The following is a 13,849-nucleotide window of genomic DNA, read 5'->3' on the forward strand; positions in this document are numbered from 1 at the left end:
TCCTGATGGCACTGCCCGTCGCAGGCGTCCTCGCCGCCGGCCCGGGAGGGTACGTCACGCTGCCGGGCGGCACATTCCGCTCGGCCCTCAAGTACGAGGACAGCAACAGCCAGGTGCGCATCAAGCCGTTCCAGATGATGCGCACCCCCGTCACGAACGCCGAATTCCTGGCGTTCGTGAAGGCCAACCCGCAATGGCAGCGTGGCAAGGTCGCCGGCGTCTTCGCCGAAAACCGCTACCTGTCGCACTGGGGCGGCCCGCAGACATTGGGCCCCAGCGCCCAACCCCAACAACCGGTGGTATGGGTCAGCTGGTTTGCCGCTGACGCGTACTGCCAATCGCAAGGCGCGCGCCTGCCCACGTGGTCCGAGTGGGAATACGTGGCCGCCGCTGACGAGACCCGCCGCGATGCGCGCCGCGACCCCGCCTGGCGCGAACGCATCCTCAACTGGTACTCGCGCTCGTCCAAGACTGCCCTGCCCCGCGCCGGGCTGCAGGCTCCCAACGCCTATGGCGTGCAGGACATCCACGGCCTGGTCTGGGAATGGACCGAGGACTACTCGGCGATGCTGGTGGACTCGGACAACCGTAACCAGGGCGATGCCGACAAGACCCGCTTCTGCGGCGCCGGCGCCCTGTCTATGAACGATCGCGACAATTACGCGGTATTGATGCGCGTGGCGATGCTCTCGTCGCTCGGCGGGCAGGACACCACCGGCAACCTCGGCTTCCGCTGCGCCAAGGACGTGAAATGAAGACCTTCCTGTTGGCCGCGCTCGCTCCCCTCGCGCTCGCATTCGGGCTGGCGCACGCGGCCCCGAAGGCGGCCCCGCTACCCTCGGATTCGGTGTATCAGCTCAATGCCCCGCTGGTGGACCAGCAGGCGCGCAAACTGCGCCTGGCCGACAAGCGCGGCAAGGTGCAGCTGGTGTCGATGTTCTACACCTCGTGCAAGTTCATCTGCCCGCTGATCATCGACAGCGGCAAGGCCATCGAGCGCTCGCTGACGCCCGCCGAGCAGAAGAAGCTGGGCATCCTGCTGATCAGCATGGACCCGCAGCGCGACGACCCGACCAAACTCGCAACGGTGTTCAACAAGCGCAAGCTGGACCCGACGCGCTGGACCCTGGCCAGCCCCACGCCGGGTGACGTGCGCGCCATCGCCGGCGTGCTGGGCATCCGCTATCGCCAGCTCGAGGATGGTGAGTTCAACCACACCAGCGCGCTGGTGCTGCTGGACGCCAACGGACGCGTGCTCGCCCGCACCGAGCAGATGGGCACGCGTCCGGATCCGGAGTTCGTCGCTGCGGTGCGCAAGGCCCTCGCGGCCCCGGCCACCAAGCCCAAGCGCTAGCTGGAAGCCAAGCGACCGAGCGTCGCCACCGCCTCGGCCATCCGCGGATCGAAGGGATGGCCGCAGTTGAGTCGCAGGCAGTTGCCGAAGCCACGGCTGGGCGAAAACATGGGCCCCGGTGCCAAACTCATGCCGTGGGTCAGCGCCCGTTGCCGCAACGCCAGCGTATCGCTGTCAGCCGGCAACTCGACCCACAGGAAATAGCCGCCCAAGGGTCGCGTCACCCGCGTCTCGCGCGGAAAGGCCTCGGCAATCGCGGCCACGTACTGCGCCTGCTGCTGGGCCAGCCGCTCGCGTAGCCGACGCAGGTGCCGCTCATACCCGCCCCCTTCGAGATAGCCGGCAATAGCCAGCTGCGCGAGCACGTTGGTATTGAGCGTGGAGGTGAGTTTGTGCCGGGCCAGCTCCGTACGGAACCGTCCCGGCGCCACCCAACCAATCCGGTACCCAGGCGCAAGGCACTTGGAAAACGAGCCGCAGTGCAGCACCAGCCCCTCGCGATCGTAGGCCTTGGCCGGCGGCGGACGCTTGGGTTGGAAATGCAACTCGGCATAGACGTCGTCTTCCACCAGGGGTATGCCGTGCCGTGCCAGCAGTTCGACCAGCTCCCGCTTGTTGGCCTCGGGCATGGTGCTGCCCAGCGGGTTCTGGAACGTGGGCATCAGCCAGCACGCCTTGGGCGCGTGCCGGGCGATGGCCTGCGCAAGGGCATCGAGATCCACGCCATCGCGCGGGTGGGTGGGCACCTCGATGGCCTGCAACCCGTTGCGCTCCAGCACCTGCAGGGTGACGTAGAAGCATGGCGACTCGACGAGCACCGCGTCGCCCGGGCGCGTCACCGAGGCGATGCCGAGGCTAAGCGCTTCCATCGCGCCATTGGTGATGACGATGTCGTCTGCCGACACCTCGATGCCCTCCACCAGATAGCGCCGCGCGATCTGCCGCCGTAGCGCCGCCAAGCCGGGGGTCAGGTCGTCAACGGTGCTCCACGGGTCGAGGTGGACGGCCGCCCGGGCCATGGCGCGTCCAAGCCGCTACAACGGAAACAACGTCGGGCTGGGAAACGCCGAACCCAGGGGCGCACGCTCGCGGTCCATGCTCGACTGCAACACCTCGAATACCAGATCACTGATATCCACTGCGCGGGATTCGCCGTCGGGCCGGGAGGCCACTTCGGGCTCCGGGGGCAGGTGCGCCATGTCGGCAGCTACGTAATAGCCGGAGCGCGGCCGCGCCACCACCACCCCGCGCGCCTCAAGCAGGTAATACGCCTGGAACACCGTGGAGGGGCTGATCTTGCGGGCGGCGCAGGTTTCCCGGACCGACGGCAGGCGCTCTCCGGGCTTGAGCAGCCCGCTGTGGATGGAGCGCGCGATGTCGTCGGCAAGGGCTTCGTAGCGCTTCACGGCAACTGATACGGTTTTTTCATTGTTTTCTGATTCTACAGCGACTGATACGGTTGGTTTATCCTCATCTCCCCCACCTCCCGAGTCGCGCCGTGAACCCGGAGATCGAACTCAACCTGGCCCTGATCCTGTTCATTCCGTGGTTTTCGATCCTGGCCGTGCTGTTCTGGTACTTCCCGCGCCAGCCGCGCACGGGGGTGCGCCAGGCCTTTGATACGATCTCACTGGCCATCGCGACGGCGGCGGCCTTCGCGGGCATGCACTGGAGCATGCAGAACGCCGACCCCAGCCATGGCGCGATGTGGAAACAGGTTCTGGCGACCTCGGTGGCCTATGGGCTGTTCCTCGGGGTCATGACAGTGGCACTGTGGGCCCGCTGGCGCTGGCTGCGCCGGGTCCGTATTCCCGCCAACTGAGCCAAACGGGGTCGCGTGGACGACCAGCAGGCCACACCGCATCGCTCCATACGATGGTCACTTGATCTGGATCAAGTCCCCTCGGGCACGCCCCCTCAAAATATCGTCAATCCTCGTCGAAGGTTTTCCCATGACTTATAACGATGTCGCGCGCCCCGACAGCGCGGGCTCCGGCTTGGCCGGTTATTACAATGACCACGTGGTCCGGCAGTTTGCCGTCGCCACCGTCCTGTGGGGCATTGTCGGCATGCTGGTGGGCGTGATCATCGCCGCCCAGCTGTACTGGCCCACGCTGGGTGAAGGCATTCCGTGGCTCGGTTACGGCCGCCTGCGCCCGTTGCACACCAACGCGGTGATCTTCGCCTTCGGCGGCAGCGCGCTGTTCGCCACCAGCCTGCACGTGGTGCAGCGCACCTGCCACGTGCGACTCATCTCCGACAAGCTGGCCGCCTTCGTTTTCTGGGGCTGGCAGCTGGTCATCGTGGCCGCCGCGATCAGCCTGCCGCTGGGCCTGACCCAGGGCAAGGAATACGCCGAGCTGGAATGGCCCATCGACCTGCTCATCACGGTCGTGTGGGTCGCCTACGCGGTGTTGTTCTTCGGCACGATCGCCAAGCGCAAGGTCAATCACATCTACGTCGCCAACTGGTTCTATGGCGCGTACATCCTGGCGATCGCCCTGCTGCACATCGTCAACAACATCGCGCTGCCGGCCAGCATGACCAAGTCGTACTCGGCCTACACCGGCGCCGTCGACGCGATGGCGCAGTGGTGGTACGGGCACAACGCGGTCGGCTTCCTGCTGACCGCCGGCTTCCTGGGCATGATGTATTACTACGTCCCCAAGCAGGTTCAGCGCCCGATCTACTCCTACCGCCTGTCCATCGTGCACTTCTGGGCGCTGATCGCGGTGTACATGTGGGCCGGCCCGCACCACCTGCAGTACACCGCCCTGCCCGACTGGGCGCAATCGGTGGGCATGGTGTTCTCGCTGATCCTGCTGGCCCCGTCGTGGGGTGGCGCGATGAACGGCGTCATGACCCTCTCCGGCGTCTGGCACAAGCTGCGCACCGACCCGATCCTCAAGTTCCTCATCGTGGCCATCTCGTTCTACATGATCGCGACCTTCGAAGGTCCGATGATGTCGATCAAGACCGTCAACTCCCTCAGCCACTACACCGACTGGACCGTGGGCCACGTCCACGCAGGCGCGTTGGGCTGGGTGGCGATGATCTCCATCGGTTCGATCTACGCACTGATGCCGCGGATGCTCGGACTCAAGGAGATGTACTCCACCAAGCTGATCGACACCCACTTCTGGATCCACACCATCGGCGTGGTGTTCTACATCGCCTCGATGTGGATCGCGGGCGTCATGCAGGGCCTGATGTGGCGCGCCACCAACGACGACGGCACCTTGACCTACACCTTCGTCGAAGCGCTCAACGCCACCTACCCCTACTACCTCGGTCGTCTGCTCGGCGGCGTGCTGGTCCTCTCGGGCATGGTCCTGATGGCCTGGAACCTGTGGAAGACCTACCAGCAGGTGGAAGCCGTGGCCCCGCAGCCGCTGCTCCCGCCCGACGCCGCCGACGCGCGCGCCTGAGCCCTAGGACCTGACATGAGCAACAACAGCAACGCACACGAGAAGATCGAGAAGAACGTCGGCCTGATGGCGGTCCTCATCGCCGTCGCCATCTCCTTCGGCGGATTGGCGGAAATCGTCCCGCTGATGTTCCAGGCCGAGACCGTCAAACCGCTGCCCGGGGTCAAGCCGTACCCGGCGCTGCAGCTGGCCGGACGCGACGTCTACATCCGCGAGGGCTGCTACAACTGCCACTCGCAGATGGTCCGCACCCTGCGCTTCGAGACCGAGCGCTACGGCCATTACTCGCTGGCGGGCGAATCAGTCTATGACCGCCCGTTCCAGTGGGGTTCCAAGCGCACCGGGCCCGACCTGGCCCGCGTGGGCGGCCGCTACTCCGACGACTGGCACCGCGTGCACCTGATCAACCCGCGTGACGTGGTGCCCGAGTCCAACATGCCCAGCTTCCCGTGGCTGGCCGAGAACCAGGTCGACGGTGCCCAGATCACCCAGCACATGCGCACCCTGCAGAAGCTGGGCGACCCGTACTCCGACGCGGAGATCGCCAAGGCGGCCGCGGATGTGCAGGGCAAGACCGAACTCGACGCCGTGGTCGCCTACCTGCAGGGGCTCGGCAAGCACGCGCCCCGGGGAGGCTGACCATGGTGTCCGGCATCGTCACCGCCCTGCTGCTGCTGACCTTCATCGCCGGTTGGGCATGGGTCTGGAGCCCGCGGCGCAAGCGTGAATTCGACGAGGCAGCGCAGCTGCCCCTCAACGACAACGATCTGGAGAACAGCCGATGAGCACGGGCTGGTCGTGGTACATCATCGTCCTGGTGGCGCTCAACATTGCCGCCTACACATGGTTGCTGTGGTGGACGGCCAAGCGCCGCCCCGGCGATCCCAAGCCGGAAGACACCAGCCACGTCTGGGACGGCGACATCACCGAGTACAACAAGCCGCTGCCCAAGTGGTGGATCAACCTGTTCTACATCACGATCGTCTTCGCACTGGGTTACCTCACCTGGTACGGCGGCTGGGGCAACTATGCGGGCACCAGCAAGTGGACGTCGAAGAACGAGCATGCACAGGTAAAGGCGCTCGAGGATGCCAAGCTCGAGAAGACCTTCGCCCCGTACCAGGGCCAGTCGATCGACGTGCTGGCCAAGGACCCGAAGGCCATCGCGCTGGGCCGCTCGATCTTCGGCAACACCTGCTCCACCTGCCACGGCTCGGCGGCCACGGGTGCGATCGGCTACCCCAACCTGACCGACAAGGTCTGGCACTGGGGCGGCGCGCCGGAACAGGTGCTGGAGACCGTGCTCAACGGACGTGAAGGGGTGATGCCCGAGTGGGGCAAGGTGCTCACCGGCATGGGTGGCGAAAACGCGGTGGACTACGTGATCGCCTACGTCCGCACCCTCGGCGGCCAGGGCAGCATGGAAAACGACTTCATGGCCGCCCGCGGCAAGACCCTGTATGACGGCGTCTGCGTGGCCTGCCACGGCGTGGAGGGCAAGGGCAACCAGGCCATGGGCGCCCCCGACCTGACCGATGACTACTGGATGTATGGCGAGAGCAAGGAAAGCCTGCGCCAGACCATCTCCGCCGGCCGCCATGGCATCATGCCCGCACATCGCGAACTGCTTGGCGAAACCCGTTCGCGCCTGGTGGCGGCGTACGTCTGGTCCCTGTCCAACACCGCCTCCGGAAGCGCGAACCCGCAATCCGGAAAATCGGCTCAATGACAGATTTCACCCAGCCCCGTTTCGACCACGAACCGCGGCCCATGGCCCAGAGGATCGGTGCGATCCTCTGGCCCAGTTTCTTCGCCGCCGGCGTGGCGACGATGGTGTTCTTCGCCTTCGTCGACCCGCTGGCGCTGCGGGACATGACCTTCCCGCAGATCGAGATTACCCGCGGGCTGGGATACAGCATCGGCTTCTTCATGTTCTGGCTGGCCACCGCGTCGGCCAGTTTCTTCACCTGGATCCTGCTGCGTCCGGCCAGCCGCTTCAACAAGCCGCTGCCCCCGGAATGACGGGAAGGCAATGAGCAAGAAAATCCCCCTCGACCTGCTTGATGACGGCGGCCCCGGCGCTTACGTCAGCGAGCGGAAGATCTACCCGCGCGACGTCTCCGGACCGCTGAACCGCCTTCGCGTGGCGGCGGTCTTCTGGCTGTTGGGCATGTTCTATCTGTTCCCGTGGCTCAGCTGGGATGGCCGCCAGGCGGTGCTGTTCGATCTGCCGGCGCGCAAGTTCTATGTGTTCGGGCTGACCTTCTGGCCGCAGGACTTCCTGTTCCTGGCGATCCTGCTGATCATCGCCGCGATGGCGCTGTTCTTCTTCACCGCCCTCGCCGGCCGGCTGTTCTGTGGCTACGCCTGCCCGCAGACGGTATGGACCGAAGTGTTCCTGTGGATTGAAAGCGCCATCGAGGGCGACCGCCACAAGCGCATGAAGCTTGATGCCGGCCCGTGGACCCGCGAGAAGGTAGTGCGCAAGGGCAGCAAGCACGTGGCGTGGCTGCTGTTCGCGCTGTGGACCGGCTTCACCTTCGTCGGCTTCTTCACCCCGATCAAGGACCTCGCCGCGCGCGCGCCCTTCGGTTGGGGCGCCTGGGAAACGTTCTGGGTGTTCTTCTACGCGCTGGCCACCTGGGGCAACGCCGGCTTCCTGCGTGAGCAGGTGTGCAAGTACATGTGCCCGTACGCGCGCTTCCAGAGCGCGATGTTCGATCGCAACACCCTGATCATCGCCTACGACCCCATGCGCGGCGAGCCGCGCGGCCCGCGCAAGCGCGGCCTGGTCGCCAGCGTGCTGGAGCGCGCCCGCGGCCTGCTCGACCAGCTCACCGCCTACGATTACGTGTTCCGCGCCAGCCGCCACCCCAGCGCGGCGGACCAGCAGGCCCACGCCGCAGGCACGATCACGTTGGCCGGAGCTGGCGTGGAAGCCGCACCGTTGCCCAAGTTCGCACCGGAAGAACTGGGCGATTGCATCGACTGCACCATGTGCGTGCAGGTGTGCCCCACCGGCATCGACATCCGCAACGGGCTGCAGTACGAGTGCATCGCCTGTGGCGCCTGCATCGACGCGTGCGACGACATCATGGACAAGATGGGTTACCCGCACGGGCTGATCCGCTATTCCACGCAGAACGCCATCGACGGCAAGCCCACCCGCGTCCTGCGCCCGCGCATCTTCGTATACGGCACCCTGTTGCTGGGCCTTATCGTGGCCTGGGCCTGGGGCGTGGGCACGCGTAGCCCGCTGATCGCCGAGGTGCTGCGCGACCGCAATGCGCTGTTCCGCACCGTGGGCGAGCAGACCGAGAACGGCTACACGTTGAAGGTGATCAACAAGACCGATAAGCCGCAGGCGTACACGCTGACCCTGGAAGCCGACACCGCGGGCATCGTCCTGCCGGGCATGCCGGTCGCCATCAACGCGGCGCCGCAGGAAGTCGTGTCGCAGGCGGTAACCCTGTCCGCGCCCGCCAGCGTGCATGGCCGGCACGACGTCCGCTTCGTGATCACCGGCGCCGATGGCAGCACCCGCGAAGTCGTCGCCTCCACCTTCTTTGGGCCCCTGCAATGAGCGACAAGCGTTCCCCGTGGCGTGAGCCGATGGTCTGGCTGCTCGTCGCCCTGCCCGCCGTGGCGGTGATCGGCGGGATCACGATGGTCATCGTCTCCAACCGCGCCGGCAACATCGACGCGGTACCGGACGACGTGCAGCGCACCGCGCAGATCCAGACCACCGACCTGGGACCGGACGAGCGGGCCAAACAGCTCGGCTTGGGCGCCGTTTTCCGGATCGCCAGGAACGGCGTGCAGGTGTTTCCCGCCAGCGGCACGTTCGACCGAGCGCAGACGCTGCATCTGGTCCTGCAGCATCCCAACCGCGGTGAGGAAGACCTCAAGGTGGACCTCAAGCCGGACGAACTGGGCTGGAGCGCGCCACTTGAGGTGGATGGCCGCCACGACTGGAAACTGCAACTGACCAGCGCGACCGGCGACTGGCGCCTGCGCGGCCGCCTGCCCCGTGGCCAGCAGGCCGCTCACCTGGGCTCCTCGCTCGCCGAGCAGTGAACAGTTCCGGCAGTACCGCCTGCTACCACTGCGGAGAGCCCTTGCCCGCCGAGGCCGTCCGCCAGCGGGTGGATAGCGTCGAGCGCTGGTTCTGTTGCACCGGCTGCAGCGCCGCGGCGGCGTGGATCGAAGACGCGGACCTGGGCGACTACTACCGCCTGCGCAGCGACGCCGCCTCGCGCGTGGATGCCGAAGCGGCCGACTACCGGATCTGGGACCGCGACGACGTGGTGGGCGGACATACCCGCGAGATTGCCGGTGGCCGCGAGATCACCGTGCTCACCGACGGCATGCGTTGCGCCGCCTGTGCGTGGCTGATTGACCGTGCGCTGCAGCGCCAGCCCGGCGTGCTGGACGCTGGCGCAAACGCGGTGACCGGCCGCATCCGCATTGGCTGGGATCCGGCGCGCACATCGCTCTCGTCGCTGCTGGCTAAGCTGGCGGCGCTGGGCTACCGCCCATTCCTCGCGTCGGGCGAGGAGAGCGAGCGTGAACGCCGGCGTGAGCGCAACCGTTGGCTGATACGGCTGGGCCTGGCCGGCCTCGGTTCCATGCAGGCCATGATGCTGGCCGAAGCGCTCTACCTGGACACCGCCAATGAAATGAGCGTGCCGACCCGTGATTTCTTCCGGTGGGTCACGTTCCTGGTATCCACTCCCGTCGTGTTCTACTCCGGCTGGCCGTTCATCGGCGGCATGTGGCATGAGTGGCGCGGCCGGCGACTGGGCATGGACACGCTGATCGCCAGCGCCACCCTTCTCGCCTATGCCGCCAGCGTGATCGAGACCGTCCGCGGCGGGCCCCACGTCTGGTACGACGCCGCGGTCATGTTCGTGTTCCTGCTGCTGGTCGCGCGCATACTGGAACAGCGCGGGCGCAACATTGCCAGCGCACAGGTTGATGCGTTGGCGCGGGCGCAACCCACGCTGGCCACGCGTGAGCGCGCTGATGGCCATCCCGAGCAGGTACCGGTGAACGCGCTGCAGGTGGATGACGTGGTGCGCGTCGCCCCCGGGGAGCCGGTGCCCGCCGATGGCGTTGTCCTCGAACACGCCGCGACGGTGGACGAATCGCTGCTCACGGGCGAATCGACCCCAGTATCGAAGGCCGTCGGCGACGCGGTGTTCGCCGGCAGCTATTGCCGGGAGACCGCTGCCCGGGTCCGTGTTTCCGCCGTGGGTGCGCAGACCCGGCTTTCCCAGCTGACCCGGCTGGTGGAGCGCGCGCAGGGCGAACGCCCGCCCTTGGCCCGCACCGCGGACCATATCGCCTCCTGGTTTGTGGCTGCGCTGCTGGTGGTGGCCGCGGTGGTCTTCGTGGCATGGCGCATTCATGAGCCGTCGCGCGCCTTTGAAGTCCTGCTCGCGCTGCTGGTGGTGAGCTGCCCGTGTGCATTGTCGCTGGCGATTCCGGCGGCGCTGGCGACGGCCCACGGCGCACTCGCGCGCATGGGCGTGCTTGCCCTGCGCCCCGGCGCGCTTGATGCATTGGCGCGGGTGGACCATGTGGTCTTCGACAAGACGGGAACGCTCAGCGATGGCCTGCCGGCGATCGCGCGCGTGCAGGCGCTGGCGGATATCCCGGCCGAAACGGCACTGCAGATCGCCGCGGCACTGGAACAGGGCAGTCGCCACCCCATCGCGCGGGCCTTTGACGGCGTGGCCGATGCACCGGTTGCGCAGCAGGTGCGCAGCGTGCCCGGACAGGGGGTGATCGGCGTGGTCGCCGGTCGCGAATGGCGGCTCGGCCGCGCCGCATTCGCCGCAGGCGCCATCGACGACGACGCTGTCTGGCTGGGCGACGGCCAGCGGGGCACGGCACGCTTCCGGCTTCAGGAGCGCCCGCGCGCCGATGCCGCCATCGCGCTGGCCGAGCTGCGCGCGCAAGGGCTGACGATCGGCCTCTGCAGTGGCGATGCGCCGCAGCCGGTGCAGCGTTTCGCGGAGGCCTTGGCCATCGAACAGCCGCTCTCCCGGCAGACTCCGGAGCAGAAGCTGGCACACGCCCGCGCCCTGCAGCAGGGCGGCCACGTGGTGGCGATGGTCGGCGACGGCCTCAATGACGCGCCGGTGCTCGCCGGTGCCGATGTGTCGCTGGCGATGGCGGACGGCGCCGCACTGGCGCAACGCGCCGCCGACCTGGTCATTACTGGGGGCTCGCTGCAACGCATCCCGCAGGCGATTGACCTCGCGCGGCGCACGCGCAGCATCATCCGCCAGAACCTCGGCTGGGCCATTGGCTACAACCTGCTGGCCCTGCCCCTGGCGGCACTGGGCATGGTGACGCCGTGGATCGCCGCACTCGGCATGGCGCTATCCTCGCTGCTGGTGACCCTCAACGCATTGCGGCTGGCCCGCGGAGTACGGCGATGACCATCCTGCTGTTGTTGATTCCCATCAGCCTGCTCCTGCTCGGCCTGGCGGTGTGGGCGTTTGTCTGGGCGGTGCGCCGCGGCCAGTTCGACGATCTCGACAGTGCCGCCCTGGACATCCTGACCGATGAGCGCGGGCCCCTTGCCGGTGCTCAACCTTCGTGCCGCGCTGCCTCCCGGGATGCGCGCCCTGCCCCCCCGGATGCACCTCACGACCATGCCGATTGACTGGCTGGCAGTTGGGGCCGCCTTCCTCACGGGCTTGCTGGGCAGCGGACACTGCGCCGCGATGTGCGGGGGCATTGCCACCGGCTTTTCGGCGACGGCGGCGCGGGCCAGCTGGGCCCACGCGGTGCAGACCAATCTGGGTCGCGTGCTCGGTTACGTGGTGGCCGGCATGGTCGCCGGGGGCATTGGCCACGGCATCGTCCGCGTGTTCCGCATCGACTGGCTGGCGACCGGCCTGCGCATGGCCGTCGGCGCGGTACTGGTGTTCGCGGCCCTGCGTCTGCTGGACCGCCAGGGCAAGCTCGCGTTCCTGTCGCGCCCGGGCGCCGTTGTCTGGCAGCGCCTGCGTCCACTGCAACGGCGGCTGCTGCCGGCCAACACCGCCCCCAAGCGGCTCGGGCTGGGCATGTTGTGGGGCTGGTTGCCCTGCGGCCTCAGCGGCACGCTGCTCGCTGCCGCGTGGCTGCAATCGAGCGCGCTGCACGGCGGGCTGACCATGGCCGCCTTCGGGCTTGGCACGTTGCCGATGATGGTGCCGCTGACCTGGTCAGGGGCGCGCCTGGGTGGCTGGCTGGCGCGGCCGGGGGTGCGTTACGGCGCCGCGTTGCTGGTGCTGGCGGCGGGTGTGATGACCCTCGCCGCCCCTTGGCTGATGCAGGTTCCGCAACTGCACGGACTGCTGGCCGCGCTGGGGTGCCGCAGCCTCCCGGGCTGACCGGGGGGGGCTTGCTTCAGCCCTGAGAACGGGCGGCGCAGCGACGACCAGCCGAAGGCGGGGTCTGCTCGCCATGTGCGCAGGCATCCAACGCTTCCGCGCTGAGCACTTCGATGCTGCGCCCGTGCACGTGGATGATGCCGTCGTCCTGCAGCCGGCCGAAGGCCCGGCTCACGGTCTCGAGTGCCAGGCCGAGGTACGCGGCGATGTCCTCGCGGCTCATCGGCAGGCGGAACACGTCGTTACGCTGGCCCAGGATTTCCAGGCGCTCGCGCAGCCCCATCAGGAACATCGCCAGCCGCTCGTGCGCCTGCCGGCGCAGCAGCATGGCCATGTGGTCCTGGTCGCGGCTCACGCTCTGGCCAATGACGCGCATCAGCTGGAACTGCAGGCCTGGAATGTGGCTGGCAACTTCTGTCAGCCGATCGAAGGGGATCTCGCACACACTGGAGTCCACCAGCGCGATCGCCTCGCAGCGGTGGTGGCCGTCACCCAGTGCATCCAGGCCGATCAGCTCGCCGGGCATGTGGAACCCGACCACGGTCTCGTCGCCTTCGCGGGAAATGCTGATGGTCTTGAACGCGCCTTCGCGGGCCACGAACACGCAGTCGAGCTTGTCGCCGTGGTGGAACAGGCGCTCGTTGCGGCTCAGCGGACGGCGGCGACGCATGATGCTGTCGAGCTCCGCCAGTTCTTCACCGGTGATACCTGCAGGCAGGCACAGCTCCTGCAAGGAACAGTGCGAGCAACTGCGGCGCAGGCGCGCCAGGTCGACGACGTCGGATTGGCTCATGCGTTGCGGTCGCCCGATGCGACCCTTCTCCGTCAAGGATTCGTTTCTTGGTACCCGCGCATTTTGCCGGTATTGCCGCGCGAATGTCCGCCAAAGTCTCATTGGCGGGGCAAGTTGTTGATTTTCAATGTTCAGCCAACTGAATCCGCACAGTCAATTAGGCGATAGTGCGACACGTGTCGCGTCCCTCGCGCGGCCGGAGTTTCGGAGGCGCGCAACATGCCCTGTCGCGGGAATGGCGTCGCCTAGCCCCTCAGCGCCGCCACGACTTCCTCGTCGGTCACGGAGGGGAACGCTTCGTAGAAGGCACCGACCGCGTAGAAGGGGCGGGGTTGGGCCAGACAGACCACCTCATCGGCCAGCGACGCAATGACGGCCAGACTCTCGCGGGCGGCCACGGGAACGGCGCAGACTAGGCGCGCGGGCCCGGCCTGCCGTACTGCGCGCAGGGCGGCAGCCATCGTGGCGCCGGTGGCCAGACCGTCGTCCACGACGATCACCGTGCGACCTGCCATCGGCGTGGCCGGACGCCCCCCGCAATACGTCTGGCGCCGCTCGCGAATCACCGCGTGCTGGCGCTGGATCTCGCGGTCGAGGTAGTCCCGCCCCACCCCTTCCATCAACACGCCGTCGTGGGCCGGAGTGACGTGCCCCGTCTCATCCACCGCGCCGACCGCCAGTTCGGGGTTGTACGGCGCCCCCAGCTTGCGGACGAGGATCACGTCGAGGTCGCCGCCCAACGCATTCGCGATGATCCGCCCCATCGGCACGGCGCCCCGTGGAATGGCCAGCACCAACGGGCGAGCCGGCGCAAACGAGGCCAACGCCTTCGCCAGGCGGTGTGCGGCATCCTCACGGTCACGGAATGGCAGCATGGCCATGG

17 protein-coding genes are annotated in these 13,849 nt (G+C 67.5%); 13 read left to right on the forward strand and 4 right to left on the reverse strand.

Annotation, left to right across the window (positions count from 1 at the left end; genetic code table 11):
- Positions 1–5: 5 nt before the first annotated feature.
- Both AC3ARF_RS09305 and AC3ARF_RS09310 read left to right on the forward strand, forming a co-directional pair.
- Positions 6–755 carry a formylglycine-generating enzyme family protein gene (locus tag AC3ARF_RS09305; RefSeq protein ID WP_498927277.1) on the forward strand — a complete coding sequence of 250 codons (750 nt, stop codon included), beginning with the start codon at positions 6–8 and terminating at the stop codon, positions 753–755.
- On the forward strand, positions 752–1,354 hold the full coding sequence (locus AC3ARF_RS09310) for an SCO family protein (RefSeq protein WP_498927278.1): 603 nt from the start codon (positions 752–754) through the stop codon (positions 1,352–1,354). The genes AC3ARF_RS09305 and AC3ARF_RS09310 overlap by 4 nt, the downstream gene beginning before the upstream one ends.
- Here AC3ARF_RS09310 and AC3ARF_RS09315 read toward each other — a convergent pair.
- A complete protein-coding gene (locus AC3ARF_RS09315) occupies positions 1,351–2,373 on the reverse strand; it encodes an aminotransferase-like domain-containing protein (protein WP_498927279.1) in 1,023 nt (340 codons plus the stop codon). The two genes, AC3ARF_RS09310 and AC3ARF_RS09315, sit on opposite strands and share 4 nt — an antisense overlap.
- A gap of 15 nt (positions 2,374–2,388) precedes the next feature.
- Entirely contained in the window at positions 2,389–2,760 is a 372-nt protein-coding gene (locus AC3ARF_RS09320) for a GntR family transcriptional regulator (protein ID WP_498927281.1), read from the reverse strand.
- 92 nt (positions 2,761–2,852) lie between these two features.
- Between AC3ARF_RS09320 and AC3ARF_RS09325 the strand changes: the two genes are divergently transcribed.
- From AC3ARF_RS09325 to AC3ARF_RS09375, 11 genes are all read left to right on the forward strand, one after another.
- Positions 2,853–3,176 (forward strand): hypothetical protein, encoded by a 324-nt coding sequence (locus AC3ARF_RS09325; RefSeq protein ID WP_498927283.1) that lies wholly within the window; start codon positions 2,853–2,855, stop codon positions 3,174–3,176.
- 130 nt (positions 3,177–3,306) lie between these two features.
- Positions 3,307–4,782 carry a cytochrome-c oxidase, cbb3-type subunit I gene (gene ccoN, locus AC3ARF_RS09330; RefSeq protein ID WP_498927285.1) on the forward strand — a complete coding sequence of 492 codons (1,476 nt, stop codon included), beginning with the start codon at positions 3,307–3,309 and terminating at the stop codon, positions 4,780–4,782.
- A 15-nt stretch (positions 4,783–4,797) separates the two neighbouring features.
- Entirely contained in the window at positions 4,798–5,421 is a 624-nt protein-coding gene (ccoO, locus tag AC3ARF_RS09335) for a cytochrome-c oxidase, cbb3-type subunit II (protein ID WP_498927287.1), read from the forward strand.
- Between the two features lie 2 nt (positions 5,422–5,423).
- Positions 5,424–5,567 (forward strand): cbb3-type cytochrome oxidase subunit 3, encoded by a 144-nt coding sequence (locus tag AC3ARF_RS09340; protein WP_498927289.1) that lies wholly within the window; start codon positions 5,424–5,426, stop codon positions 5,565–5,567.
- Positions 5,564–6,511: a cytochrome-c oxidase, cbb3-type subunit III gene (gene ccoP / locus AC3ARF_RS09345; RefSeq protein ID WP_498927291.1), complete on the forward strand. Its 948-nt coding sequence runs from the start codon at positions 5,564–5,566 to the stop codon at positions 6,509–6,511. The genes AC3ARF_RS09340 and ccoP overlap by 4 nt, the downstream gene beginning before the upstream one ends.
- The gene (locus AC3ARF_RS09350; protein ID WP_498927293.1) at positions 6,508–6,804 is read left to right on the forward strand and encodes a hypothetical protein; all 297 of its coding nucleotides are present in this window, start codon (positions 6,508–6,510) and stop codon (positions 6,802–6,804) included. The genes ccoP and AC3ARF_RS09350 overlap by 4 nt, the downstream gene beginning before the upstream one ends.
- Before the next feature lie 10 nt (positions 6,805–6,814).
- Complete coding sequence (locus tag AC3ARF_RS09355) at positions 6,815–8,365, forward strand: 4Fe-4S dicluster domain-containing protein (protein WP_498927295.1); 1,551 nt, start codon at positions 6,815–6,817, stop codon at positions 8,363–8,365.
- Positions 8,362–8,859 carry a FixH family protein gene (locus AC3ARF_RS09360; protein ID WP_498927297.1) on the forward strand — a complete coding sequence of 166 codons (498 nt, stop codon included), beginning with the start codon at positions 8,362–8,364 and terminating at the stop codon, positions 8,857–8,859. The genes AC3ARF_RS09355 and AC3ARF_RS09360 overlap by 4 nt, the downstream gene beginning before the upstream one ends.
- On the forward strand, positions 8,856–11,231 hold the full coding sequence (locus AC3ARF_RS09365) for a heavy metal translocating P-type ATPase (RefSeq protein WP_498927299.1): 2,376 nt from the start codon (positions 8,856–8,858) through the stop codon (positions 11,229–11,231). Before AC3ARF_RS09360 ends, AC3ARF_RS09365 begins: the two co-directional genes overlap by 4 nt.
- Positions 11,228–11,458, forward strand: a complete 231-nt coding sequence (gene ccoS / locus AC3ARF_RS09370; RefSeq protein ID WP_498927301.1) for a cbb3-type cytochrome oxidase assembly protein CcoS — start codon at positions 11,228–11,230, stop codon at positions 11,456–11,458. Before AC3ARF_RS09365 ends, ccoS begins: the two co-directional genes overlap by 4 nt.
- Positions 11,448–12,173: a sulfite exporter TauE/SafE family protein gene (locus tag AC3ARF_RS09375; RefSeq protein WP_498927303.1), complete on the forward strand. Its 726-nt coding sequence runs from the start codon at positions 11,448–11,450 to the stop codon at positions 12,171–12,173. Before ccoS ends, AC3ARF_RS09375 begins: the two co-directional genes overlap by 11 nt.
- 16 nt (positions 12,174–12,189) lie before the next feature.
- Here the strand turns inward: AC3ARF_RS09375 and AC3ARF_RS09380 are convergent, their stop codons facing one another.
- Both AC3ARF_RS09380 and AC3ARF_RS09385 read right to left on the reverse strand, forming a co-directional pair.
- Positions 12,190–12,966 carry a helix-turn-helix domain-containing protein gene (locus tag AC3ARF_RS09380; protein WP_498927305.1) on the reverse strand — a complete coding sequence of 259 codons (777 nt, stop codon included), beginning with the start codon at positions 12,964–12,966 and terminating at the stop codon, positions 12,190–12,192.
- Between the two features lie 245 nt (positions 12,967–13,211).
- Complete coding sequence (locus AC3ARF_RS09385; RefSeq protein ID WP_498927307.1) at positions 13,212–13,847, reverse strand: phosphoribosyltransferase; 636 nt, start codon at positions 13,845–13,847, stop codon at positions 13,212–13,214.
- Between the last annotated feature and the right edge of the window lie 2 nt (positions 13,848–13,849).

This window comes from Lysobacter sp. KACC 24251 (assembly GCF_057747755.1).

Coding starts and splice junctions, on each gene's coding strand:
- AC3ARF_RS09305 (WP_498927277.1), top strand. CDS start 6: ATGGCACTGCCCGTCGCAGGCGTCCTCGCCGCCGGCCCGGGAGGGTAC.
- AC3ARF_RS09310 (WP_498927278.1), top strand. CDS start 752: ATGAAGACCTTCCTGTTGGCCGCGCTCGCTCCCCTCGCGCTCGCATTC.
- AC3ARF_RS09315 (WP_498927279.1), bottom strand. CDS start 2,373: ATGGCCCGGGCGGCCGTCCACCTCGACCCGTGGAGCACCGTTGACGAC.
- ccoN (WP_498927285.1), top strand. CDS start 3,307: ATGACTTATAACGATGTCGCGCGCCCCGACAGCGCGGGCTCCGGCTTG.
- ccoO (WP_498927287.1), top strand. CDS start 4,798: ATGAGCAACAACAGCAACGCACACGAGAAGATCGAGAAGAACGTCGGC.
- AC3ARF_RS09340 (WP_498927289.1), top strand. CDS start 5,424: ATGGTGTCCGGCATCGTCACCGCCCTGCTGCTGCTGACCTTCATCGCC.
- ccoP (WP_498927291.1), top strand. CDS start 5,564: ATGAGCACGGGCTGGTCGTGGTACATCATCGTCCTGGTGGCGCTCAAC.
- AC3ARF_RS09350 (WP_498927293.1), top strand. CDS start 6,508: ATGACAGATTTCACCCAGCCCCGTTTCGACCACGAACCGCGGCCCATG.
- AC3ARF_RS09355 (WP_498927295.1), top strand. CDS start 6,815: ATGAGCAAGAAAATCCCCCTCGACCTGCTTGATGACGGCGGCCCCGGC.
- AC3ARF_RS09360 (WP_498927297.1), top strand. CDS start 8,362: ATGAGCGACAAGCGTTCCCCGTGGCGTGAGCCGATGGTCTGGCTGCTC.
- ccoS (WP_498927301.1), top strand. CDS start 11,228: ATGACCATCCTGCTGTTGTTGATTCCCATCAGCCTGCTCCTGCTCGGC.
- AC3ARF_RS09375 (WP_498927303.1), top strand. CDS start 11,448: ATGCCGATTGACTGGCTGGCAGTTGGGGCCGCCTTCCTCACGGGCTTG.
- AC3ARF_RS09380 (WP_498927305.1), bottom strand. CDS start 12,966: ATGAGCCAATCCGACGTCGTCGACCTGGCGCGCCTGCGCCGCAGTTGC.
- AC3ARF_RS09385 (WP_498927307.1), bottom strand. CDS start 13,847: ATGGCCATGCTGCCATTCCGTGACCGTGAGGATGCCGCACACCGCCTG.